Origin of the sequence: Thiemannella venezuelensis (genome assembly GCF_014203605.1) — a bacterium.
Lineage (GTDB): Bacteria > Actinomycetota > Actinomycetes > Streptosporangiales > Streptosporangiaceae > Planomonospora_A > Planomonospora_A venezuelensis.
Window position 1 is genome coordinate 415,740 of sequence record NZ_JACHJJ010000003.1, and the last position, 24,005, is coordinate 439,744.

Here is a 24,005-nt window from a genome sequence, read left to right on the forward strand (position 1 = left end):
AACAATACATGCAAGCGCATCTAATGCAAGAGAATTTAATTCGTATGCATTTAATGTTCGCGCCTGGTATGCTCCGCCGCATGAGCGAGGAAGCCGCCGTCCACGAGTGGCGCGAGGTGCTCGCCAGGCACGCCGTGATCTCCTGCGCGCTGGAACGCGAGCTCTCCGACAAGCACGACCTCGGCGTGAGCGAGTTCGAGGTCCTGGAGCGCATGGTCGAGCGCGACCGGGAGAAGTACCGCTCCCAGGAGATCGCCGACGCGGTGCACCTGAGCCAGAGCGCGTGCTCCCGGGTGATCGCCCGCCTGGAGAAGGCCGGACTGGTGCGCCGCGCGATCTGCGAGGCCGACCGGCGCGGCGTCTTCGTGGTCATCACCGACGAGGGCCGCGCCCGCCACGCCGCGGCCCGGCCCACCCACCGCGCGGTGATCGTCCGCGCGCTCGACCCCGGCTCGCCGCCCCTGCCGCCCTGCGGCACCGGGGCGTCCCCCGCCCCCGAGGCGCCCGCGGTCCCCGAACCGGTCCGTCTGCCCTGAGACGCGGACCGGCCCGCCCCGGGACGGCCCTCGGCAGAAAGGACTCCGCGAAAAGGACTCCGCCCTCCCGCACCGGTCAGGCGCAGGAGGGCGGTCGGTGTTCCCGGGCGCCGGTACGGCGCGCCGGGACACGCCTCAGGCGGTGATGCGGTCGATGACCAGCGGGAGCAGGTCCCCGTCTCCCGACTCGGCCACCGTGTAGGCGCCCTCCAGCGCGGCCAGCGCCCGCTCGAAGCGGGAGGTCTCGTCGGCGTGCAGGGTCATCAGCGGCTGGCCCTCGCGGACCAGGTCGCCCGGCCTGGCGTGCAGCATGATGCCGGCACCGAAGGAGACCGGGTCCTCCTTGCGCTCCCGGCCCGCCCCCAGCCGCCAGGCGGCCAGGCCCACGCCGTACGCGTCGAGCCGGGCCAGCACGCCCGAGGCGGGCGCGGCGACCTGCATCGTCTCGGCGGCCTTCGGCAGCAGGGCGTCCGGGTCGCCGCCCTGAGCGGTGATCATCCGGCGCCAGGCGTCCATCGCCGAACCGTCCTTCAGCGCCTCCTCCGGGTCCTTGCCCCCGGACAGGCCCGCGGCCTGGAGCATCTCGCGCGCCAGCCGCACGGTCAGCTCGACCACGTCCGCGGGGCCGCCGCCGGCGAGCACCTCGACGGACTCGGCGACCTCCAGCGCGTTGCCCACCGCGCAGCCCAGCGGCCGGTCCATCGCGGTGAGCAGGGCGACGGTGTTCACCCCGGCGTCGGTGCCCAGCTCGACCATGGTGGTGGCCAGCTCACGGGCCCGGTCCACGGTCTTCATGAACGCGCCGGAGCCGACCTTCACGTCCAGCACCAGCGCTCCGGTGCCCTCCGCGATCTTCTTGGACATGATCGAGGAGGCGATCAGCGGGATCGACTCGACGGTGCCGGTCACGTCGCGCAGCGCGTAGAGCTTCTTGTCCGCCGGAGCGAGCCCGTCGCCCGCCGCGCAGATGACCGCGCCCGCCGTGTTCAGCACGCCGAGCATCTCCTCGTTGGAGAGCAGGGCCCGCCAGCCCGGGATGGACTCCAGCTTGTCCAGCGTGCCGCCGGTGTGGCCCAGCCCGCGCCCCGACAGCTGTGGGACGTAGCCGCCGCACGCGGCGACCAGCGGGGCCAGCGGAAGAGTGATCTTGTCGCCGACGCCGCCGGTGGAGTGCTTGTCGGTGGTGCGGCCCGGCAGCGCGGACCAGTCCATCCGCGACCCGGACCGGATCATCGCCTGGGTCCACTCGGCGATCTCCCGCCGGTTCATGCCGTTGAGCAGGATCGCCATGGCGAGCGCGGACATCTGCTCGTCGGCGACCACCCCCCGGGTGTAGGCGTCGATCACCCAGTCGATCTGCTCCCGGGACAGCTCGCGGCCGTCCCGCTTGGTGACGATGACGTCGATGGCGTCCATGATCATGCCCCCCGGCTCAGATCTTCGGGCCCGAAGGCGTACGGCAGGATCTCCGCCATCGGCTTCGGCCCGTCCACGGTCTCCACGAGCAACTCGTTCCCGCCGAACTCGAACAGCAGCTGGCGGCAGCGCCCGCACGGCATGAGCAGCTCCTCGTGCCCGTCCACGCAGGTGAAGGCGACCAGCCGGCCGCCCCCGCCCGCCTGGAGCGCGGAGACCAGCCCGCACTCCGCGCAGAGCCCGACGCCGTAGGAGGCGTTCTCCACGTTGCAGCCGGACACGATCCGCCCGTCGTCCACCAGCGCGGCGGCGCCCACCGGGAACTTCGAGTAGGGCGCGTAGGCGTTGGCCATCGCCCGTACGGCCTCCGCCCTGAGCGCGGCCCAGTCGACGGCGGCGCCCGCCTTCCCCGCGCCCGCTCCTTCCACGCCCGCCTCTTCCACGCCCACTTCCCCTGTGCTCACTTCGCCTGGCCCTTCCGGTACGGCAGCCCGTCGGCGGCGGGCATGCGCAGGCGCTGGGCCGCCAGCGAGAGCACCAGCAGCGTGGTGATGTGCGGGGTGACGGAGGTGAACTGCTCGGGGACGCTGTCGGTCAGCGCGAAGATCGCGAACACGATGACCGCCGCGGCGCCGGTGATCACCGCCGCCTGGGTGCGCTGCTGCTGGACGAGCTGGTAGACCGCCACGGCGGCGATCAGGATGGCCACCAGCAGCAGGAGCGCGTGCACCGACTCGCCGCCCCGGCGCAGCTGGAGCGCGTCGGTGTAGCCGAACAGCATCGCACCGCCCGCCAGCCCGCCGGGCCGCCAGTTGCCGAAGATCATCGCGGCGAGGCCGATGAAGCCGCGCCCGGCGGTCTGGCCCTCGCGGTAGGCGCTGGCGGCCACCAGCGAGAGGAACGCACCGCCCAGGCCCGCCAGCGCGCCGGAGATGACGACCGCCGCGTACTTGTAGGTGTAGACGTTGACGCCGAGCGACTCCGCCGCGACCGGCCGCTCCCCGCAGGAGCGCAGCCGCAGGCCGAACGCCGTCCGCCAGAGCACGTAGAACGTGAGCGGGACCAGCGCGATCGCCAGGATGGTGAAGAGCGAGACGTTGGTGAGCAGTCCCCGCAGGATCCCGGCCAGGTCGGACAGGAGGAACCAGTGCCTGGCCTCCAGGTCCGCCAGCGGCTCGCCGATCCCGGGCACGCTCACCAGCCCGGGCTTGGGCACGGGCGGCGACTGGGTGTCCCCGCCGCCGGCCATCTCGGCGAAGGTCACCTTGGACAGGAACTGGGTGATGCCCAGTCCCAGGATGTTGATCGCGACACCGGAGATGATGTGGTCGACGCCGAAGCTCACGGTGGCCACCGCGTGCAGCAGGCCGCCGACCAGGCCGCCGATCGCCCCGGCCAGCACGCCCGCCCAGGGGTTGTCGAACTGGATCGAGCCCCAGGCTCCGGCCCAGGTGCCCAGGATCATCATGCCTTCCAGGCCGATGTTGACCACGCCGGCCCGCTCCGACCAGAGACCGCCCAGGCCCGCCAGCCCGATCGGGACGGCGAGCGCGACGGCCGCGTTGATCGCGCCCGCCGAGGTGAGGTCGTCGGCGCCGGTGAAGAACCGGGTGATCGAGAGCAGGACGACCAGCGCGCCGATGCCGATCAGCAGCAGCTGCCAGGTGAGTTTGAACGTCCCGGCCCCGGCTCGCTTCACCGGGGGCTGACCTGTCTTCAGGCCGCTTGCGCTCATGCCGACGCTCCTTCGACCCGCGGCGGGGTCCCGCCCGCCAGTTCCTTGCTCACCCGGCGCTGCCCGGCCGCGATCTGGTAGCGGTGGACCAGCTCGTAGGCGATGATCACCGAGAGCACGATGGTGCCCTGCATGATCTGGACGATCTCGGGGGCGATCTCCTCGATCTGGAGGATGCTCGACGAGGTGTCGAGGAAGGCCCACAGCAGCGCGCCGAACGCGATGCCGACCGGGTGGTTCCGGCCCAGCAGCGCGATCGCGATGCCGGTGAAGCCGAGCCCCGTGGGGAAGTCCAGACCGTAGGAGTGGGACGCGCCGAGCAGCTGCGGCATGCCGATCAGGCCCGCCGCCGCGCCGGACAGGACCATCGCGATCAGGACCATCTTCTTGACGTTCACGCCGCTCGCCACCGCGGCGCTCTCCGAGCGCCCGGTGGCCCTCAGGTCGAAGCCGAACCGGGTCCGGTTGAGCAGCACGTGGTAGACGACGCCCACGACGACCGCCAGGACGATCAGGCCGAATACCTTGGTCTCGGTCCCGGGGATGATCGCCATGCCGGGCACCTGGCCGGACTCCGGGATCGGCCTGGTGCCGATGTTGTTGCTGCCCGCGACCTCGACGGCCAGCCGGTCCTTGTGCAGCAGCCACGCACCGAGCGCGGTGGCGATGGCGTTCAGCATGATCGTGGAGATGACCTCGCTGACGCCGCGCTTGACCTTGAGCAGACCGGCGATCGAGGCCCAGCCCGCGCCGACCAGCATCGCCACGAAGATGATCAGGGCGATGTGCAGCGGGGCGGGCAGGGCGACCGCGCCGCCCACCGCCGCGGCGATGAGGGCCGCGAGGCGGTACTGGCCGTCGACGCCGATGTTGAACAGGTTCATCCGGAACCCGATCGCCACCGCGATCGCGGCCAGGTAGTAGGTCGTCGCGGAGTTCAGTATGAGCACCATGGAGCGCGGCTGCGTGCCGTAGTCGGCCATGACGCCCAGCGTCTCCAGCGGCGGGTCGCCGCTGACCAGCAGGATGATCGAGGTGATCACTCCGGCGAACACGATGGCCAGCAGCGGCGCGGAGAGCGAGAGCAGGCCGCTCGGCCGTACCCGCCCGAGCAGGCGGTCGGCGAAGCTCGACTCAGCGGGTTTCATGCGATGGCTCCTGGGACTCCGGAGATTTCGGCGGCTCCGGGTACGGCGTGCACCCTGCGGAGGTCCGTTCCATGGGTGTTCACGCCGCCTCTCCGGCACCCGTCATGGCCGAGCCGAGCTGCTCGGGTGTCACGTTCTGCGGGTCGACGTCGGCCACGATGCGGCCGCGCAGGATCACCTTCAGGGTGTCCGACAGGCCGATGAGCTCGTCCAGGTCAGCGGAGATCAGCAGGACGGCCAGGCCCGCGGCGCGGGCCGCGCGCAGGTGGTCCCAGATCGCGGCCTGGGCGCCGACGTCCACACCGCGGGTGGGGTGCGAGGCGATGAGGAACACCGGGTCGCCGCTCATCTCCCGGCCGACGATCAGCTTCTGCTGGTTGCCGCCGGACAGGGCGGCGGCGTCCACGTCGATGCCGGGGGTGCGCACGTCGTACTGCTCGACGATCCGCTGGGTGTCCTTGCGCGCCCCGGCGCGGTCGATCCACGGGCCCTTGACGTTGGGCCTGCGGGTCTGGTGGCCGAGGATGCGGTTCTCCCAGAGCGGAGCCTCCAGCAGCAGGCCGTGCCGGTGCCGGTCCTCGGGGATGTAGCCGATGCCGGCCTCGCGCCGGCGCAGGGTGGACCAGGCGGAGATGTCCTCCTCGCCGAGGCGGATCTCCCCCTCGGCGGGGCGCATGCCCATGATGGCCTCGACGAGCTCGGCCTGGCCGTTGCCCTCGACGCCCGCGATGCCCAGCACCTCGCCCTTGCGGATGCCGAAGGTGACGCCGTCCACGATGCAGCGCTCGTCCGGCGAGTGCACCGAGAGGTTCCGCACCGAGAGCGCCACCACGTCGGTGACGGTGGACTCGCGCGTCTCCGGGCTGGGCAGCTCGCTGCCGACCATGAGCTCGGCCAGCTGGCGGGCGGTGACGTCCTTGGGGTTCACGCTCGCCACGGTGGTGCCGCGCCGGATGACGGTGATGGCGTCGGCGACCGAGAGCACCTCGTCCAGCTTGTGCGAGATGAAGATGATCGTCAGGCCCTCGCGGACCAGCTCGCGCAGGTTGCCGAAGAGCTCGTCGACCTCCTGCGGCACGAGCACCGCGGTCGGCTCGTCGAGGATCAGGATGCGTGCGCCCCGGTAGAGGACCTTGAGGATCTCCACGCGCTGCCGGGCGCCGACGCCGAGGTCCTCCACCATGGCGTCGGGATCGACTCCCAGGCCGTAGGTGTCGGAGATCTGCCTGATCCTCTTGCGCGCGGAGCCGAAGTCGATGGCGATGCCGCCCTTGCGGGGCTCGCTGCCGAGGACCACGTTCTCCAGCACGGTCAGGTTGTCGGCCAGCATGAAGTGCTGGTGGACCATGCCGATGCCCGCGGTGATGGCGTCCGAGGGGGAGCGGAAGGAGACGGCCGCCCCGTTGACGCGGATCTCTCCCTCGTCGGGGCGCTGCATGCCGTACAGGATCTTCATGAGGGTGGACTTGCCCGCGCCGTTCTCGCCGACGATGGCGTGCACGTGCCCCTGCTGGACGGCCAGGGCTATGTCGCGGTTGGCCACGACGCCGGGGAACCGCTTGGTGATCCCCTTGAGTTCGACGGCCGGTGTCGAGGTGCTGATGACGGCCTCCTCCGTGCGGATGGCCACGATTACGTAACGTGATGGAGAAAGTAGATCAAAGGGCCCGGCGAAACGTCCACCGGGCCCTTCGGGGATATCAGGTCAGGAGACTTCCTTCGGGACCGAGATCTCGCCCGAGATGACCTTCTGCTTGTACTCGTCGAGCTGGGTCTTGATGTCGTCGACGTGGCCACCGGTGGTGGAGTAGTCGACACCGCCGGCCTTGAGGTCGTAGACCGTCGTGCCCGCCTTGGGCGCGCCGGTCGAGGCGCTCTTCAGGAAGTCGAAGACCGCGACGTCGACCTTCTTGATCATGGAGGTCAGGATAACGTCCCGCACGCCCTCGGCGGCCGTCTTGGCCTGGTCGGAGTCGACGCCGATGCCCCAGCCCTGGGCGGCCTTGGCCGCCTCGAACACGCCGCCACCGGAACCGCCCGCGGCGTGGTAGACCACGTCGGCGCCCGCGTCGAACATGCCCTCGGCCGCCGTCTTGCCCTTGGCCGGGTCGTTGAAGCCCGCGAAGTCCGGCGGCTGGGTGAGGTACTTGACGTCGACCTTGATGTCGGACTTGACGGCCTTGGCGCCCGCGACGAAGCCCGCCTCGAACTTCTTGATCAGCGGGACCTCGACGCCGCCGACGAAGCCCACGTGGTTCTTCTTCGACTTCAGCGCCGCGGCGGCGCCGACCAGGAAGGAGCCCTCGTGCTCGGCGAAGACCAGGTTGGAGATGTTGGGCCCGGCCGCGGCCTCGTCGTCGACGATGGCGAACTTGACCTCGGGGAACTCGGTGGCGACCTTCTTCATCGGGCCGGAGTAGGCGAAGCCCACGGCGATGATCGGATTGAAGCCGCCCTGGGCGAGCAGGCGGAGCCGCTCCTCCTTGGCCGCCTCGGTCTCGCCGCTGCCGGCCTCCAGCTCCTTGGTCTCGGCCAGGCCGAGCTCGGTCTTGGCCTTGTCCAGGCCCGCGGCGGCGGCGTCGTTGAACGACTGGTCGCCGCGGCCGCCGATGTCGTAGGCGAGGCCGACCTTCGTGGTGCCGCCGGCCGGGGCCGCGCTGGTCGCACCGCCGGTCGGGCTGGCGGACGTGGCCGGCTCCTCGCCCCCACCACACGCGGCGGCGCCCATGAGCATGCTGCCCGCCAGTGCGGTCGCGGCCAGCCTGCCGAATCGGTTCTGAAGCAAGATGGACTCCCTTCGCGTTCTCAGTGCACGCGCGAAGAGACGCACGGCAACCCTGCACGGAAGATAGTTGTTCGATGAGCACGGACCAAACCGGCACACAGCTCCGCAATAGGTCCGTTACTCAGCTCACGCCACCCTGTGACACGCGAAGCGGCCGACGCTACCAGCCGGTAGGATCGACCGCCGCCGCCAGAGATCACCAGGGAGTCCGCCGGCCCGCTCCCGGACCGCCCGCACCCTTGCCCCGACGGAAGGCGACTATCTCGTTACGCGATGCACTTTTTACTGGTTAACGTGACCGGGAGGGCGTAAGGGGAAATCCACCCTGCGGTGTTAGTTGTCCAAATTCAGCAGGACGGGCGGCTCGCCGGCGGCGGGCCGCTGCCCCTCCCAGAGGGCGGTCAGCGCGGTCGCCACCATGAAGCGCACGCCGGCGCCGATGCAGTTCTCGTCGACGTCGAAGGTGCCCTGGTGGATGTCGCCGGCGTGCGCCTCGCCCGGCGTGCGGGTGCCGAGCCGGGCGAAGGCGCCGGGGACGGACTCGAGGTACCAGCCGAAGTCCTCGCCGCCCAGGCTCTGCTGGGTCGGCACGGAGGCGCCCTCGCCGAGCGCGCCTTCCGCCGCCTCGATCAGCATCTGCACGCTGATCTCCTCGTTGACCACCGGCGGCACGCCGCGCACGTAGTCCATGTGCGCCTCGACGCCGTAGGCTCCGGCGACCGACTCCAGCAGCGCCTTGATCATGTCGGGAGCGGCGTGCCAGGCCTCCTCGTCCAGGCAGCGCACGGTGCCCTCCGCGACGCCGTCGTCCGGGATGGCGTTGGCCGCGGAACCCGCCTCGACCCGGCCCCAGACCAGGCTGAGCGAGGAGCGGGGGTCGACCCGGCGGGAGAGGGCGGCGGGCAGCTCGGTAAGGATCTTGGCCAGCGCGAAGACCAGGTCGGCGGTGAGGTGCGGCCGGGCGGTGTGCCCGCCGGGGCCGCTGACCCGGACGGTGACCCGGTCGCAGGCGGAGGTGATCGGGCCGGTCTTGAGGCCGACCTTGCCGACGTCCACCCGGGGGTCGCAGTGCAGGCCGAAGATGCGGTCCACCCCGCTGAGGCCGCCCGCGGCCATCACCTCCAGCGCCCCGCCGGGGAGCTCCTCCGCGGGCTGGAAGAGCAGCCGGACCCGGCCGGGCAGCAGTCCGGCCTCCGCCTGGCGGGCGAGGAAGAGCCCGGCGCCGAGCAGGATCGTGGTGTGCACGTCGTGACCGCAGGCGTGGCAGACGCCGGGGACCGTCGAGCTGTAGGGCACGTCCTTCTCGTCGGGCACGGGCAGCGCGTCGATGTCGGCCCGCAGCGCCACGGTCGGCCCGTCGCCGCTGCCCACCTCGCAGATGAGGCCGGTGCCGCGCGGAAGCACCGAGGGGACGAGACCGGCCGCGCCCAGGCGCGCGGCGACGCGCTGGGTCGTGCGGTACTCGGCGAACGCGAGCTCGGGATTCATGTGCAGGTCGCGGCGGAAGCCGATCAGCTCGCCCTCGACGCCGGCGAGGAACGCGTCGAGTTCCCCTCGCAGATTACGCCCCCGCATCGGCCACCGTCCCATCCGCGCCAGTTCGTTGGAGTCCTCGACGCATATGCCACTGCCCAGAATCGCCCGATCCATGAGGCAGCCCGAAAAGCGATCACCGCACGGAGGGGCCGGAGTGGGTGTCACGGGCCACGGCAGTGCGGACGACAACGCGCCGGCGTGGAGGCGGCAGGCCGGTGTGCGGCCGCCGGCGCGCCGACGTATGACATCGACTTTATCCCTCTTCCGGAGTGGCTCGCCGACATCTCCGCCAAATGTTTCGTCGCCCCACGCCCTTCTTCTGCACCTCCTGACCCGGAAGGACCAGGACGCATGATCCGAATTGCTCAGGGGCGGTAGCCGTACCGGAGGGTCCTGATCACGCACTGACCGTTTCCGCGGCGGTTGAAACCTCGCTGAACTGGCAACTTACGTGACCTCAGGTGCCACTCATCGAACCCGTGGGATGGATGTCAGAGCGAAGAATGCGTGGTTCACTCCGCATATGATCACTAATATCCCATTTGGGGAGAAGCACTCTAGGTTGAGCATCTTCGAACCGAACGAGGGAACCCTGGTGGTCATCCCCTCGTTGTCGCTTCCCCAGGACGAACTGCGCAGGATAACCGGGGCACGCTGCTACGAGGAGCGGCTGCTCTTCCTCATCCTCACCCTGAGGCGGCCGGGCGTGAGAGTCGTCTACCTCACCTCCGCGCCGGTGGATCCGGCGATCGTGGACTACTACCTGGGCTTCCTGGACGACCCCCGGGAGGCGCGCGGGCGCCTGAGAATGATCAGTTTGGGTGATCCCCGCCCCCGCCCCCTCACCGAGAAGATCCTCCGCACCCCCGGCGTGCCCGCCCGGATCAGGGAGGCGCTGGACGGGGAGGAGGACGCCTGGCTGGTGCCCTTCGTCGTCAGCGAGGCCGAGGAGCGCCTCTCCGCCCTGCTCGGGCTGCCGGTCTACGGCCCCGCCACCGCGCTGGCCCACCTGGGCTCCAAGAGCGGCGGCCGGCTCGTCGGGGAGGAGGCCAAGGTGCCGCTGGCCCGGGGCTTCGCCGACCTGCGCTCGCTGACCGAGGTGGAGCACGCGGCCCGCGCACTGGGCGACGGCAGGCTGATGGTCAAGCTCAACAACAGCTACTCCGGCCTGGGCAACGCCGTCGTGGTCAAGGACGACCGCCCGCTCACCGCCTGCCACACGAGCTTCTCCGCCGCCGACGAGGACTGGACGACCTTCGCCGAGAAGATCGCCGAGCGGGGCGCGGTGATCGAGGAGTTCATCGAGGAGCGGCCGCTGTACTCCCCCAGCGCCCTGGCCAGGATCACCCCCGGCGGCGCCTACGACGTGGTGGCCACGCACGAGCAGATCCTCGGCGGCCCCAACGGGGACGTGTACCAGGGATGCACCTTCCCCGCGCGGCCCGAGTACCGCGCGGAGGTGGGCGAGTGCGCTGGGCGGATCGCCGGGGTCCTCGCCGGCCGGGGCGTGGTGGGCCTGTTCGGGATGGACTTCTTCGCCATCAAGACCGACGGCGGCTACCGGGCGCTGCTGTGCGAGATCAACCTGCGCATCGGCGGCACCACCCACCCGTTCGGCGCCGCGCTGCTGACCACCGGCGCCGTCTACGACCCCGGCACGGGCACGCTCAGGTGCGGGGAGCAGTCCAAGTACTACGTCGCCACCGACAACTGCGCCGCCGCCTGCCTGCGGGGCCGCACTCCGGGCGAGGTCGTCGGGGCGGTCCGCGCGGCGGGCCTGGACTTCGACCGCGGGACCCGCACCGGGAACGTGCTGCATCTGCTCGGCGCGATCCCGGAGTACGGCAAGCTCGGCTTCACCAGCATCGGGGACTCCGCCGAGGAGGCCGCCGAGCTACACCGGCGGACGCTTCGCGCCCTGTGCCCGACCCCGTAGACCGCCCGAACCGCGCAGGCCGCGCAGGCCGATCACCGCGAGCACGATCGCGAGGGCGATGTTGACGGCGACCAGGATGCCGTGGACGACGTAGAAGGACGTGGCGTGGCCGTCGGCGAGGTTGAAGCCAAGGTTAACCCACTCGAAGATCATGAAGGCGGCAAGGGCCAGCAGAAATCCGGCGATCTTTCGTGATATTTGCATTATGTCGGCATCCTCTCGCGTGCTCCGCCCCAGGCCAGGGGAGGTGCAAATCCATGCGAATCGGTACGAAGCTAGCCTGAGGCCACTATGGGGACGAAACACATCGCGCCCGTCGGGGCCCTGCTCGTGGCGACCACCTTCCTCTGCGCTCCCGCCTACGCGGAGCCTCCCACGCCCACCGGGTCTCCCGTACGGCCCCAGCCCGCCGCCACGACCCCGGTCGCCGCGGCCGAGCCCGGCGGGGCCGAGCCCGTCGGAGGCTTACGGCTCGGCGGCCGGGGCCTCGTCCTCCCCGCCGGAGTCAAGGCGCCACCCAGGACGGCGGCCAAGTCCTACGTGATCGCGGATGCGGGCACCGGCGAGGTGCTCGCCGCCAAGAACCCGCACGGACGCTATCTCCCGGCGAGCACGCTCAAGGCGCTGACCGCCCTGACGCTCATCCCGAAGCTCGACAAGACCGCGAAGGTCAAGCCGAGCCGGAACGCCGTCAACCAGGAGGGCAGCGCGGTCGGGCTGGTGCCCAAGCCGCTCTACACCGTGGAGGACCTGTTCAAGGCGCTGCTGCTGGTCTCGGGCAACGACTCGGCGATGGCGCTGGCCGAGGCCAACGGCGGCCTGCACAAGACGCTCGCGGACATGAACGCCGAGGCCAGGCGGCTCCAGGCGCTCGACACCGTGGCCAAGACGCCGAGCGGCCTGGACAAGCCCGGCCAGAGCAGTTCGGCCTACGATCTGGCGCTGATCGCGCGCGCCGGTCTCGCCAACCCTGATTTCCGGCGATATATCAGCTTGAAGACCGACAAGTTCCCGGCCCCCAAGGGCCACTACGAGATCGGCAACCACAACAAGCTGCTCTGGCGCTACAAGGGCATGATCGGCGTCAAGAACGGCTGGACCTCCAAGGCCCTGGGCAGCTTCGTCGGCGCGGCCCGGCGGGGCGACCACACGGTCATCGTGGCGATCATGCGGCACGACGGCTACTTCTGGGGGGACGTCGCCGACCTGCTCGACTGGGGCTTCGCCGCCCGGGGCAAGGTCGCCCCGGTCGGCCGCCTGGTGGACCCGGTCCCCGAGGCGGCCCCGCTGCCGACCGGCGACGCCGCGGCCCAGAGCCCGGCCCCCGCCGTCGCCGCGGACGCCGACGCGGCGCGGGCCGCGCAGACCCGGGAGGAATCCGTCTCCCTGGCCCCCTACCTGTTCGGCGCGCTCGCCCTGGCCGCCTTCGCCTGGCTGGGCCACGCCCTCCGCCGCCGCCGCTTCCGATAGAGAGCTCCCGGCCGGTGCGCCGCCCGCCCCGGCCGGGACGGCGGACCGCCGCGGACGGTCGTCTCCGGAGGATGCCGCACACGATGCGACGTCTGCCAGGTTCTACGCGCAGCGCATCCGGCAGACCGGGCGTATCGCGCTGGTGGAGGGGCCGGCCCGGGCACCCCGGTGCCGTGACCGGCGCCCCCGATCAGGCGCCCTCCGGCGCACCGGGCGGCGACTCGCCGAGGGCGTTCCCGGCGCCGGGGACGGGGGTGGGCTCGGGGGGCGGGCCGAAGGAGGCGGTGGCGGTCCAGGCGGCGGCGTACATGATCACCCGGGCGGAGAGGTTGATCCAGACCAGCAGGCCGACCATCACCGCGAACGCCCCGTAGATGGGGTTGCCCAGGGTGAACGAGAGGAGGAACGCGGCGAGCTGCTTGAGCAGCGTGAAGACGACCGCGCCCAGCAGCGCGCCGCGGACCACCACGCGGAAGGGCTGCGTGGAGCGGCCCAGCCAGCCCAGCAGGATCACGAAGACCACGGTGTCGGCGGCCACGCTGACCGCCATGCCGGCGAGCCAGATCGTGCCGGCGCCGAGGAACGACGTCGACAGACCCAGCCATCCGGCCACGGTCGTGCTGGCCTGGGTGGCGAAGCCGCCGACCACGACCGAGACGATCATCGTGACGCCGACCAGGATCAGCGCGGACAGGTCGCGGAGCTTGCCGAGGACGAGGTTGAGCGGCGGCTCGGTGGTCATGGACATCTGCCGCAGGGCGCCGCGCAGGGCGTCGATCGCGCCGAGGCCGGAGTAGAGCAGGCCGACCAGGCCGATGACCCCGGCGGCGGTCCTGGCCTTGGCGATCTCGTCGATCGGGAGCTTGGCCGCGAGACCGGGAAGGTAGTCGTTGATGGCCTCGCGCAGGGTGTCGTCGGCGTTCGCCTGCGAGGAGAGGAAGAAACCGAAGACCGCGAAGGCCAGCACGATGATCGGGAAGAAGGACAGGAACGCGAAGTAGCTCACCGCCCCGGCCAGCCGGTCGCCGAACTGGAGCTGGTAGCGCTGGACGGTCCTGAGCAGGTGGTCGAACCAGTGCCACCTGACCCGGTCGGTCTCGATCCGGCCCCGGCCCCAGTCGCGGAACGCCCGGATCCGCTCTCCCAGCCCCGCCATCCGCGTCTCCTCCCCGGCCGCCGCCCACGAATGCGGAGTTCTCACGCGCCGTCCGGAGAGACCGGGACGGAGAGAGGTCGCCGATCACCACCGCACGTGACGGTTCCGGTACCCGGGGCCATCACCGGCAAACGGGCGTCATCCGGCCGCCGGGAGCGGATCGGGCCGTCCCGGAGGAGAGCCCCGCCTCCGGCGGCGGCCCGGGTCCCACCGGGGAGGGGACACCCGGCGGGAGGATCCCCCGGCCGGCCGCGGATGGCGGCCGGCCGTACGGGGAAGGCCCCGGCCGCGTACGGCGGCCGGGTCCGCAGGAGGCCTCAGGCGACGGGCAGGAAGCCGGCCCGGTCGCGGACCTTCTCCATGGTCTCGGCGGCCACGGCGCGCGCCTTGACGGCCCCGGCGGCGAGCATCCTGTCCAGGGCCGCCTCGTCGGCGAGGAGCTTCTCCGTGCGCTCCCGGATCGGCGCGAACGTCTCCTCGACGGCCTCGGCCACGTCCTTCTTGAAGGTGCCGTAGCCCTGGCCCGCGTAGCGCGCCTCCAGCTCGGGGATCGGCGTGCCGGTCAGCGCGGACTGGATGCGCAGCAGGTTGGCGATGCCGGGCTTGTTCTCCTCGTCGAAGACGATCTCGGAGCCGGTGTCGGTGACCGCGCGCATGATCTTCTTGCGCAGCGGGCCGGGCTGCTCCAGCAGGTCCAGGATGCCCGCGGGCGAGGAGGACGACTTCGACATCTTGGCCAGCGGGTCCTGCAGGTCGGTGATCTTCTCGACGCCCTTGACGATGTACGGCTCGGGCAGCGTGAAGGTCTCGCCGAAGCGGTGGTTGAAGCGCTGCGCCAGGTCGCGGGTGAGCTCCAGGTGCTGCTTCTGGTCGGCCCCGACCGGCACCTTGTTCGCCTGGTAGAGCAGGATGTCGGCGGCCTGCAGGATCGGGTAGGTGAACAGCCCGACGCCGGTGGAGCCCTCGCCGTAGCGCGCGGACTTGTCCTTGAACTGGGTCATCCGGCCGGCCTCGCCCATGCCGGTCAGGCAGATCAGGACCCAGGCCAGCTCGGTGTGCTCGCGCACGTGGCTCTGGACGAAGACCGTGGAGCGGTCGGGGTCCAGGCCGGCGGCGAAGAGCTGGGCCGCGGCGACCCTGGAGCGCCGGCGCAGGACCTCGGCCTGGTACTCCACCGTGATGGCGTGCAGGTCGACGACGCAGTAGAAGGCGTCGTAGCCCTCCTGCATCGCGACGTACTGCCGCACTGCGCCCAGATAGTTGCCCAGGTGGAAGGAGTCGGCGGTGGGCTGGATGCCGGACAGGACACGAGGACTCGCCATGGCGTAATTCTGTCAGGTGCCGGGAGTGGTCGGTCCGTCTTCGGCGGAAGCCGTACCGGCGTCGGAACCGGGCGCGCCCGGCTCCGCGGCGGCCCGCGCCCCCTCCTCCGCCGGGCCCGGCGGGCGGCGCTTGATGCGGACCCGCGCCACCCTGCGCCCGTCCATCTCCGTGACCGACATCTCGAATCCGGGGATCTCCACCCGCTCCCCCAGGACCGGCAGGTGCCCCAGGGCCGCCATCACGAACCCGCCGAGGGTCTCGTAGGGACCGTCGGGCAGCCTGATCCCCGTCTCGTCGGCCACCTCCCCGAGGTTGCTCAGCCCGTCCAGCTCGACCTCCCCGGCGGGCAGCACGACCTGCTCGTCGGCGATGTCGTGCTCGTCCCGGATGTCGCCGATGAGCTCCTCGACGAGGTCCTCCAGGGTGACGATCCCGGCCGTGCCGCCGTACTCGTCGACCACGATCGCCAGGTGGTGCCCCTCGTCGCGCATCTCCGAGAGCGTGGTCAGCACCTGCTTGCTGGTGGGCACGAGCTTGACCGGCCGGATCGGCACCACCTCGCTGATCGGCTCGATCGACCCGGTCAGCACCGGGTCGAGCAGGTCGCGGATGTGCACGAAGCCGATGACGTCGTCGTAGGTGTCGCGGTAGACCGGGAAGCGGGAGTGCGGCATGGCCGCGGCCAGCACGGCGGCCTCGGCCAGCCGGGTGTCGGCGGCCATGAACTCCACCTCCGTGCGGGGCAGCATCACCTCCCGGAGCTGCCGCTTGCCGGCCGCGAAGACCTCCGCGATCAGGCTGCGCTCGTCCTCCGTGAGCTCCTGGTGGCCGACGACCATGTCCCGGAGCTCCTCGGTGGAGATCTCCTCCCGGTCGGCCTCGGGGTTCCCGCCGAGCAGCTTGACCACGCCGTCGGTGGACCGGGACAGCGCCCAGATGACGGGGCGGGAGAGCGCGGCCATCCGGTCCAGGAACGGCGCGACCAGCAGCGAGAGCCCCTCCGCCCGCTGCCGGGCCAGCCGCTTGGGGGCCAGCTCGCCCAGGACCAGGGAGACGTAGGAGATCGCCAGGGTGACCAGGACCAGGGCGATCGGGGCGGCCGCCCGCTCCGGCAGGCCCCAGCCGGCCACCACGGGGACGAGGTCCTGGGCGAGGGTGTCCGCGCCGAACGCGGCCGAGAGCATGGTCGCCACGGTGACGCCGATCTGCACGGCCGACAGGAAGCGGTTGGGGTCGCGGGCGAGCCTGGCCGCCCGGGCGCCCCTGCGCCCCCGGGCGCTGAGTCTGCGGACCTGGCTCTCCCGGAGGGAGACCATGGCCATCTCCGCCCCCGCGAAGAACCCTCCGATCAGCACGAAGAGCAGGACCAGAGCGATGTTAGCCAGGACACTGTTCACGTGAATGTCTCCGTCGCGGCCGTCGCCCGTTCCGGCTGGACCTGTTATGTGGTCTGACAGCATATGCTGGCAGTAGTCTTACATAAATAAACACCTCTAAACAGGATCGAACAGGAGGCTCCGTGAAGCTGCTGGTCACCGGAGGCGCCGGCTACATCGGAAGCGCCGTCGCGGCGCAGCTCGTCGAGGCGGGCCACCAGGTCACCGTGCTCGACGACCTCTCCACCGGCCACGCGGACGCGGTCCCGCCGGGTGCGCGCTTCGTCGAGGGCTCCATCACCGGGGCCGCCGCCGTGCTGGACGGGATGGACGGCGTGCTGCACTTCGCGGCGAAGTCCCTGGTCGGCGAGTCGGTCCAGCGGCCGGACCTCTACTGGGCGCACAACCTGGGCGGCACCCTCGCCCTGCTGGACGCCATGCGCGCCGCCGGCGTCGGCCGGATCGTGTTCTCCTCCACCGCCGCCACGTACGGCGAGCCGGAGCGCTCCCCGATCCTGGAGACCGACCCGACGCGTCCGACCAACCCCTACGGCGCCTCCAAGCTCGCGGTCGACACCGCGCTGTCCGCCTTCGCCGGCCTGCACGGCCTGGCCGCGGTGAGCCTGCGCTACTTCAACGTCGGCGGCGCCTACACCGCCGCCGACGGCCGCGTCTACCGCGAGCGCCACGCCGTGGAGACCCACCTGATCCCCAACGTCCTGGCCGTGGCGCTCGGGCAGCGCGAGTCGGTCAGCGTGTTCGGCACCGACTACCCGACCCCCGACGGGACCTGCGTGCGCGACTACATCCACCTGTCCGACCTGGCCCGCGCCCACCTGCTGGCGCTGGAGGCCTGCGCCCCGGGCGAGCACAAGATCTACAACCTGGGCAGCGGCACCGGTTTCTCCGTCCAGGAGGTGCTCTCGGTCTGCCGCGAGGTCACCGGCCACGCGATCCCCGCGGCCGTCGCCGGGCGCCGTGCGGGAGACCCCGCGGTGCTGGTCGCCTCCTCCGAGAAGATCCGGCGCGAGCTCGGCTGGAAGCCCGAGCACCCGGCCGTCCGGGACATCGTCGCCGGCGCCTGGGCGGCGCTGCCCCGCTGAACCCGGGTCCCGGAATCCGGGGACCCCTGAACCCGGGGCACGGCCGCGCGGACGCCCGGCGGCCCCCGGTCCCCGCGGGCCGCGTCCTCCTCCGCGCGGGAGAGGTCAGCGCACCGTCGTCCGGGCCGTGTTGTTGCGCGGGCGGCGGTCGCCCACGCCCGCGGAGAAGACGCTGACCTCGGCGTTCACCGTACGGCCGCGCGGGCGGAAGACGAGGCCGATCCGGGCCCGCCCGCCGGAGCCGACGGCGGGCAGCGCGCAGCCGACGTAGCCGGAGCGGGGGCGGCAGCGCGCGCCACGGGCCGACAGGAAGCGCGCCCCGGCCGCCCGGAAGACGACCAGCGCGTCGCGGACGGCCCGCGGGCCCCGGTTGCGGACCACCGCGCCCACCCTGACGGTGCGGTCCGGCCGGGAGCGGCCGGTCAGCCGGATCGCCAGGTCGGCGCCCTCGTCCACCGGGGTCAGCACCCGCGCCGAGTCGTTCGCCGGTCTCCCGTCCACCACCTCGGAGAAGATCGTGGCACTCGCCTGGAGCGGCCCCCGCGCGCCGGGGCGGACCAGACCGGTGATCCGCACCTCGCCGCTGCTCCCCGCCGGGATGTCGGCGCCCGCGGAGCAGACCACCTCGCGCGCGTCCCGGCCCGGCAGGCACTCGGCCACGTCGGCGTGGAGGACGTCCACCCCCGCCGGCAGCCGGACCGTGAGCACCGGGAGCACCGCCTCGCCGGGACCGGCGTTGCGCACCCTCACCCGGTAGACCAGCGGCTGCCCCGGCTGCGCGCGGGCCGGCGAGACCCCCATCAGCACGGACAGGTCCGCTCCGCCCGGGTCCGGCCCGCGGGTCTGCGCCCGCGCCGCTCCCGGCCCCACGGCGAGAGCGAGAGCGACCACCACCGCGGCGGCCCGCGCCGCACCATGCCTCATGACCACCGATCCCCCGACCATCAGTGGTCAATTGAACGCGGAGACCGGTTCCTCCCGGCCGACCGACACGCCGCGCGCCGGCCGCCGTGCGGGCGCGCGGAGCCCGCCGGACACGGGAGGAGGGCCCCGGGACTCCCGGGGCCCTCCTCCTCCTGCCTGCCAGGCCGGTGCGCGCAGGCCGGACCCGGCCCGGATCAGGCCGGGCTCAGATCAGGCCGGGCTCAGATCAGGCCGAGCTGGCGGACGGCGTCGCGCTCCTCCGTCAGCTCGCGCACCGAGGCGTCGATGCGCTCACGGGAGAAGGCGTCGATCTCCAGGCCCTGGATGATCTCCCACTTTCCGTCGCGCGAGGCCACGGGGAAGGAGGAGATGATGCCCTCGGGCACGCCGTACGAGCCGTCGGACGGGATGGCGGCCGAGGTCCACTCGGTGCCGTTGACCCAGTCGTAGACGTGGTCGATCGCGGCGTTGGCGGCGGAGGCGGCCGAGGACGCGCCCCGGGCCTCGATGATCGCGGCGCCGCGCTTGGCCACGGTCGGGATGAAGGTGTCGCGCAGCCAGGCCTCGTCCACCTGCTCGGCGGCGATCTTGCCGCCGACCTCCGCGTGGAACAGGTCGGGGTACTGCGTGGCGGAGTGGTTGCCCCAGATGGTCATCTTCTTGATCTCGGTGACCGGGACCTGGAGCTTGGCGGCGAGCTGGGAGAGCGCGCGGTTGTGGTCCAGGCGGGTCATCGCGGTGAAGCGCTCGGCCGGGACGTCCGGGGCGTGCTGCTGGGCGATGAGCGCGTTGGTGTTGGCCGGGTTGCCCACGACGAGCACGCGGATGTCGTCGGCCGCGTTGTCGTTGATGGCCTTGCCCTGCGGGCCGAAGATGCCGCCGTTGGCCTCCAGCAGGTCACCGCGCTCCATGCCCGCCTTGCGCGGCATGGCGCCCACCAGCAGCGCGACGCTGGCGCCGTCGAACGCCGTGTTCGGGTCGTCGGTGATCTCGATGCCGCTCAGCAGCGGGAACGCGCAGTCGTCGAGCTCCATCGCGGTGCCCTCGGCTGCCTTGACCGCCTGCGGGATCTCCAGCAGGCTCAGCTTGACCGGGACGTCTGCGCCCAGCAACTGGCCCGACGCGATGCGGAACAGCAGCGCGTAGCCGATCTGACCGGCGGCGCCGGTGACGGTGACCTTTACGGGAGTCTGGGCCATGACCTTCCCCCACTCGAAGGATGAATTCTGACGGTCGGATGTTACTCCCCGTTCCCCCCCGGCCCTGCGCCGAGTGCCCCGATCCGCCTCCCGGGCATGGCGAGCAGCGCGCCCAGGGCGAGGACGGCGCCGGTGACGGCGAGCCAGGGCACGACGGTGGCCGTCGCGGCGGCGTGCGCGGACTCCGGGCCGTGCAGCGGGGCCCGCTCGGCGACGACCGAGGCGTAGAGGGTCCCCGCCAAGGCCAGGGTGACCGAGCCGCCGATCTGCCGGAAGAAGGTCAGGTTCGCGCTGGCCGTACCGATGAACCGGGGCGGCACCGAGTACTGGATGGCCACGGTGAGACCGGAGAGCATCGGGCCCATGCCCAGGCCGAGCAGCGCCATCCATCCCGCCAGGGCGACGCCCGGGGTCTGCGTGGTGATCCCGGAGCAGAGGAACGCGCCCACCATGATCAGGAAGGCCCCCGCGACCAGCCACGGCTTGTAGCGCCCGGTCTTGCCGATGAGCGCCCCGGTGACCATGCTGCCGGCGACCATGCCGAGCATGAGCGGGTAGATGCGCAGACCGGAGTCGGTGGCGCTGAGGCCCATGGCCTCCTGGAAGTAGCGGGGCAGGAAGACCACCCCGGCGTAGAGGCAGGCCGCGGTGAGGAACGAGGCCGCACTGGCCAGGGCGTAGGTCCGGTTGCGGAACAGCTCCAGCGGGACGATCGGCTCCGCCGCGCGCCGTTCGACCAGGACGAACGCCACCAGCAGCACGGCGGCGCCCGCGATGGGCCACAGCACCGGGCCGCTGGTCCACGAGTGGCCGTCCAGCCCCTTCTCGGTGAGCCCGACCAGCAGTGCGCTGATCGCCGCGGTGAACACGGCGATGCCGAGGTAGTCGGGCCGGGTGCCGCGGCCCTGCCCGGGGGCGTACGGCAGCCGCGCCACGACGACCGCGACGACGACCAGGCCGACGGGGAGGTTGACCAGGAAGGCCCAGCGCCAGCTCGCGGTGTCGGTGAACACTCCGCCGAGGAACGGCCCGGCGATGTAGCTCAGCGCCATCACCGCGCCGAACGCGCCCTGCACCCGGCCGCTGCGCTCCGGCGGGAACAGGTCGACGACCAGGGCCAGCGAGAGCGGGAGCAGGGCGCCCGCCCCGAGGCCCTGGACGCCGCGGAAGGCGATGAGCTGGGTCATGTCCTGCGCGATGCCGCAGAGCGCGGAGCCGGCCAGGAACAGGGCGATGCCGACGAGGAGCAGCGGCTTGCGGCCGTAGGTGTCGGAGAGCCTGCCGTACAGGGGGACGGTGATCGTGGAGGTCAGCAGGTAGGCGGTGACGACCCAGGTGTAGAGGTCGGCGCCGCCGAGCTCGGCGACGATCCGGGGCAGGGCGGTGCCGACGATCGTCTGGTCGAGCATGGCCAGGAACATCCCGCCGAGCACGGCGAGCAGGAGCAGCCCGTTCTTCGGGCGGGTCTCCGCAACAGGAGGTTTCAACATGTCGGTATGCACATGTTGATGTTGACGTGTCGACTTTTACATGTCAATCGATAACTAGGATGGGGGCATGTCCCTTCGCATGGCGCTCCTCGGGCTGCTGACCGTGTCCGGCCCGTCGAGCGGCTACGACCTCACGAAGCTCTTCGAGCGGTCCATCAACCACGCCTGGCAGGCCCGGCACAGCCAGATCTATCCGGAGCTCGCCAAGATGGCCGACGGCGGCCTGGTGGTCATCGAGGAGGAGGGCCCGCGCGGGCGGAAGACCTACGCCATCACCGAGGAGGGCTCCCGGCTGCTGCGCGAGTGGCTGCTGGCCGGGGAGTCGTCCCGGTCGATCCGCGACGAGCTGGCGCTGCGCGCCTTCCTGCTGCCCACCCTGGAGCCGGAGGACGCCGTGGCCGTGCTCCGCGAGGCGGTGCTGAGCTGCGACGCCAAGCTCGACGGCATGGAGGCGATCCGGAGGGCCCAGGACGGGAAGGGCTTCGGCAGGTACGCCCTGGAGCTGGGCATGCGCCAGACGCGGATGTTCCGCGACTGGGCCGAGGAGACCGCCGAGGAGATCGAGCGGTCTATCCGCAGCTAGCCATGGCGGGGAGCTCGTTCTCGCGGGTGGCGAAGTCGACGTCGGAGAAGTGCTCGTCGAGCAGGTCCTCGATCACACCCCGCCGGTAGAGGTCCACGATCGCGGCCTGGATCGCCTTGCAGCCGCGCTCGTCGCCCTTCTTCATCGCCACCGCGTAGCGCTCGTCGGTGAGCTTCAGCCCGACCACCTTGTAGCGGATGCTCTCCCGGTCGGCGAACCCGGCCAGCAGCAGGTCGTCACCGGGAACCGCGTCCACCTCCCCGGCCGTCAGCAGGTTCATGCACTCGGTGTAGGTCTGCACGGGGACGAGCGTGAGCTCCTCCACCGCCTTCTGCACCGCGGCGACCGAGGCGCTCCCGGCCGGCTGGCAGAGCCGCCCGCCCTCCAGGCCGGCCGCGGTCGTGATCGGTGAGCCGTCCTTGACGAGCACGTCGACGTGGGCGAGGTAGTACGGCCCGGCGAAGGTGACGTCGTCCTCGTCGTTGATCGAGTAGGTCGAGACGACCAGGTCGAGGTCGCCGGCGGCCAGCAGCCTGGGCCGCTCCTCCCTGCTGGTGGCCCGGATGGTGACACCGCTCTCGGGCACCCCCAGCGCCTTGGCGATCTCCTTGACGAGGTCCACCTCGAACCCGCTCCACTCGCCGTTGCTCCGCAGCGCGATGCCCGGCAGGAAGTCGCGCATCCCGACGGTGAGCTTCTTCGTCTCGGCCGCCCTGTCCACGACCGAGACGGACAGCGCCGACGTGGGCCCGCCGGTCGGCCCGGAGGTCGTGCCGGGGCCGCCGAGGAACGACGGCCGCCAGCCGGTGGCGTAGACGGCCCCGGCGCCCCCGAGCAGGAGCACGGCCACGGCCGCGGCGATCCAGCGGCCCCGGCGCGCGCGCCCCGGCGGTCCGGCGGGGGCGTCGAACGGGGCGGGGCGGGTCTCCTGCCAGCTCGGCGGCCGGACCTCCGCGGGCGCGGCGCCGTAGGCGGGGAACTCGTGCGAGGCGGCGGGCCGGTCGTGCGGGAGCGGTGCGGTGCGCTCCCGGCGGGAGTCGCCCTGCGCGGGCCCCGGGGGCCCGTCCTGGTGGAGGGGGTGCTGCGCCTGGACGCCCGTGGAGGGGAGCGGCGGGCCCGAGACCCCGGCGAAGGGGCCCGCGGCGGGGACGGAGGCGCCGCGGGGGTCGCGGGAGCCCGGGTGCGGGTCGCGGGGACCGGGAAGCGGGAGGGAGGTGCCGGTGTGCTGGGGGAACCGCATGACGCTGGTCTCCTCGCCCGGCTCGGGGCTGGCGACCTGCGCTCCCTGGGTGAGCACCGCGGGCGAGGCTCCCGCGGTCTCCGGGTGGCCGAGCAGCCGGAGCAGGATCTGGTCGGCGGAGGGCCGCGCGGCGGGGGACTTGGCCAGCGCCGAGCGGACCACGCTCCGCAGCGGCTCCGGCAGGGAGCTGACGTCGACCTCGTGGTTGAGGATGCGGTTGAGCACCACCGCGATCGAGTCGCCGGCGAAGGACATCTGCCCGGTCGCGGCGAACGCGATGGTCGCGCCCCAGGCGAACACGTCGGTGTACGGCCCCACGTCGTCGCCGGAGATCTGCTCCGGCGCCATGTAGGCGGGGGTGCCGATGGCCCGGCTGGTGATCGTTCCGGTGGAGTCGATGATGCGCGCGATGCCGAAGTCGACCACCCGGGGCCCGTCGGCGGCCATGAGCACGTTGTCCGGTTTGAGGTCGCGGTGCACGATCGAGGCGTGGTGGATCGCGGTGAGCGCGGTGGCCGTGCCGACCGCCAGCCGCTGCAGCGCGCCGCCCCGGAGCGGGCCGCCGGTGTCGACGGTCTCCCTCAGGGACTTCCCCTCGATGTACTCGCTGGCGATGTAGGGGGTGTCGCCTTCGAGGTCGACGTGCACGACGCCCGCCGTGCAGAACGAGGCGACCCGCTGGGCCGCGCGCGCCTCCCGGGCGAACCGGGACCTGGCGGTCGCGTCGCCGGAGAACTTCACGTGCAGGAGCTTGATCGCCACCCGCTCCCCGGCCTCGTCCGTGCCGAGGTAGACGATGCCCTGCCCACCCTCGCCGATCCGCCCGACAACGCGGAACGGCCCCAGCCGGCGCGGCTCTCCCGCTCCCAGCGGCTCGATCTGCGGCATCTTCGTCCCCACGCTCTCGTCAATCCCCGATGAGCCAAACTTTACGGCCAGCCGGTCCCCCATCCTCACGTGTTACCTCGACGTGACCCTGTTGCTCCCTCCGGGACCTCCCGGGCACCGTGAGCCTCAGGAGTCACACACGGCACACCAATGGCTCCAAT

General features: G+C 71.9%; 20 protein-coding genes. 5 read left to right on the forward strand and 15 right to left on the reverse strand.

Going from position 1 to position 24,005, the window contains the following annotated elements:
* Window positions 1-80: 80 nt before the first annotated feature.
* Window positions 81-536 (forward strand): MarR family winged helix-turn-helix transcriptional regulator, encoded by a 456-nt coding sequence (locus FHS22_RS07470; protein WP_184939567.1) that lies wholly within the window; start codon window positions 81-83, stop codon window positions 534-536.
* 135 nt (window positions 537-671) lie between these two features.
* Here FHS22_RS07470 and FHS22_RS07475 read toward each other — a convergent pair whose 3' ends face one another.
* The 7 genes from FHS22_RS07475 to FHS22_RS07505 form a co-directional block, all read right to left on the reverse strand.
* On the reverse strand, window positions 672-1,952 hold the full coding sequence (locus FHS22_RS07475; RefSeq protein WP_184939568.1) for a thymidine phosphorylase: 1,281 nt from the start codon (window positions 1,950-1,952) through the stop codon (window positions 672-674).
* A gap of 2 nt (window positions 1,953-1,954) precedes the next feature.
* Complete coding sequence (locus tag FHS22_RS07480) at window positions 1,955-2,380, reverse strand: cytidine deaminase (RefSeq protein ID WP_184939676.1); 426 nt, start codon at window positions 2,378-2,380, stop codon at window positions 1,955-1,957.
* 32 nt (window positions 2,381-2,412) lie between these two features.
* Entirely contained in the window at window positions 2,413-3,687 is a 1,275-nt protein-coding gene (locus FHS22_RS07485; RefSeq protein WP_184939570.1) for an ABC transporter permease, read from the reverse strand.
* Window positions 3,684-4,835 carry an ABC transporter permease gene (locus FHS22_RS07490; RefSeq protein WP_184939572.1) on the reverse strand — a complete coding sequence of 384 codons (1,152 nt, stop codon included), beginning with the start codon at window positions 4,833-4,835 and terminating at the stop codon, window positions 3,684-3,686. The genes FHS22_RS07485 and FHS22_RS07490 overlap by 4 nt, the downstream gene beginning before the upstream one ends.
* A 79-nt stretch (window positions 4,836-4,914) precedes the next feature.
* Window positions 4,915-6,465 (reverse strand): ABC transporter ATP-binding protein, encoded by a 1,551-nt coding sequence (locus tag FHS22_RS07495; protein WP_338047644.1) that lies wholly within the window; start codon window positions 6,463-6,465, stop codon window positions 4,915-4,917.
* 75 nt (window positions 6,466-6,540) lie between these two features.
* Complete coding sequence (locus FHS22_RS07500) at window positions 6,541-7,620, reverse strand: BMP family lipoprotein (RefSeq protein WP_221473315.1); 1,080 nt, start codon at window positions 7,618-7,620, stop codon at window positions 6,541-6,543.
* 333 nt (window positions 7,621-7,953) lie between these two features.
* Window positions 7,954-9,195, reverse strand: coding sequence for an amidohydrolase (locus FHS22_RS07505; protein ID WP_184939573.1), 1,242 nt, complete (start codon window positions 9,193-9,195; stop codon window positions 7,954-7,956).
* Between the two features lie 523 nt (window positions 9,196-9,718).
* On the opposite strand from FHS22_RS07505, the gene FHS22_RS07510 reads away from it, so the two are divergent.
* Window positions 9,719-11,092 (forward strand): peptide ligase PGM1-related protein, encoded by a 1,374-nt coding sequence (locus FHS22_RS07510; protein ID WP_260407731.1) that lies wholly within the window; start codon window positions 9,719-9,721, stop codon window positions 11,090-11,092.
* Here FHS22_RS07510 and FHS22_RS07515 read toward each other — a convergent pair.
* Window positions 11,051-11,296 carry an SCO4848 family membrane protein gene (locus tag FHS22_RS07515; RefSeq protein ID WP_184939575.1) on the reverse strand — a complete coding sequence of 82 codons (246 nt, stop codon included), beginning with the start codon at window positions 11,294-11,296 and terminating at the stop codon, window positions 11,051-11,053. The genes FHS22_RS07510 and FHS22_RS07515 overlap by 42 nt on opposite strands.
* An 87-nt stretch (window positions 11,297-11,383) precedes the next feature.
* Between FHS22_RS07515 and FHS22_RS07520 the strand changes: the two genes are divergently transcribed.
* Window positions 11,384-12,562: a D-alanyl-D-alanine carboxypeptidase family protein gene (locus FHS22_RS07520; protein ID WP_184939577.1), complete on the forward strand. Its 1,179-nt coding sequence runs from the start codon at window positions 11,384-11,386 to the stop codon at window positions 12,560-12,562.
* 190 nt (window positions 12,563-12,752) lie between these two features.
* Here FHS22_RS07520 and FHS22_RS07525 read toward each other — a convergent pair whose 3' ends face one another.
* From FHS22_RS07525 to FHS22_RS07535, 3 genes are all read right to left on the reverse strand, one after another.
* The gene (locus tag FHS22_RS07525) at window positions 12,753-13,718 is read right to left on the reverse strand and encodes a YihY/virulence factor BrkB family protein (protein WP_184939578.1); all 966 of its coding nucleotides are present in this window, start codon (window positions 13,716-13,718) and stop codon (window positions 12,753-12,755) included.
* Between the two features lie 317 nt (window positions 13,719-14,035).
* Window positions 14,036-15,040 (reverse strand): tryptophan--tRNA ligase, encoded by a 1,005-nt coding sequence (trpS, locus tag FHS22_RS07530; RefSeq protein WP_184939580.1) that lies wholly within the window; start codon window positions 15,038-15,040, stop codon window positions 14,036-14,038.
* Between the two features lie 12 nt (window positions 15,041-15,052).
* Window positions 15,053-16,438, reverse strand: coding sequence for a hemolysin family protein (locus tag FHS22_RS07535; protein ID WP_338047645.1), 1,386 nt, complete (start codon window positions 16,436-16,438; stop codon window positions 15,053-15,055).
* Between the two features lie 122 nt (window positions 16,439-16,560).
* Between FHS22_RS07535 and galE the strand changes: the two genes are divergently transcribed.
* Window positions 16,561-17,520 carry a UDP-glucose 4-epimerase GalE gene (galE, locus tag FHS22_RS07540; RefSeq protein ID WP_184939583.1) on the forward strand — a complete coding sequence of 320 codons (960 nt, stop codon included), beginning with the start codon at window positions 16,561-16,563 and terminating at the stop codon, window positions 17,518-17,520.
* 105 nt (window positions 17,521-17,625) lie between these two features.
* On the opposite strand, the gene FHS22_RS07545 is transcribed toward galE, so the two are convergent.
* The 3 genes from FHS22_RS07545 to FHS22_RS07555 all read right to left on the reverse strand — a co-directional run bounded on the left by FHS22_RS07545 (window position 17,626) and on the right by FHS22_RS07555 (window position 21,133).
* The gene (locus FHS22_RS07545) at window positions 17,626-18,444 is read right to left on the reverse strand and encodes a DUF11 domain-containing protein (protein ID WP_184939585.1); all 819 of its coding nucleotides are present in this window, start codon (window positions 18,442-18,444) and stop codon (window positions 17,626-17,628) included.
* Window positions 18,445-18,665: 221 nt separating this feature from the next.
* On the reverse strand, window positions 18,666-19,643 hold the full coding sequence (locus FHS22_RS07550) for a malate dehydrogenase (protein ID WP_184939586.1): 978 nt from the start codon (window positions 19,641-19,643) through the stop codon (window positions 18,666-18,668).
* Window positions 19,644-19,684: 41 nt separating this feature from the next.
* Window positions 19,685-21,133: an MDR family MFS transporter gene (locus FHS22_RS07555; protein ID WP_184939587.1), complete on the reverse strand. Its 1,449-nt coding sequence runs from the start codon at window positions 21,131-21,133 to the stop codon at window positions 19,685-19,687.
* A gap of 67 nt (window positions 21,134-21,200) precedes the next feature.
* On the opposite strand from FHS22_RS07555, the gene FHS22_RS07560 reads away from it, so the two are divergent.
* Window positions 21,201-21,716 (forward strand): PadR family transcriptional regulator, encoded by a 516-nt coding sequence (locus FHS22_RS07560; RefSeq protein ID WP_184939589.1) that lies wholly within the window; start codon window positions 21,201-21,203, stop codon window positions 21,714-21,716.
* On the opposite strand, the gene FHS22_RS07565 is transcribed toward FHS22_RS07560, so the two are convergent.
* On the reverse strand, window positions 21,703-23,856 hold the full coding sequence (locus FHS22_RS07565; protein WP_184939590.1) for a protein kinase domain-containing protein: 2,154 nt from the start codon (window positions 23,854-23,856) through the stop codon (window positions 21,703-21,705). The two genes, FHS22_RS07560 and FHS22_RS07565, sit on opposite strands and share 14 nt — an antisense overlap.
* Between the last annotated feature and the right edge of the window lie 149 nt (window positions 23,857-24,005).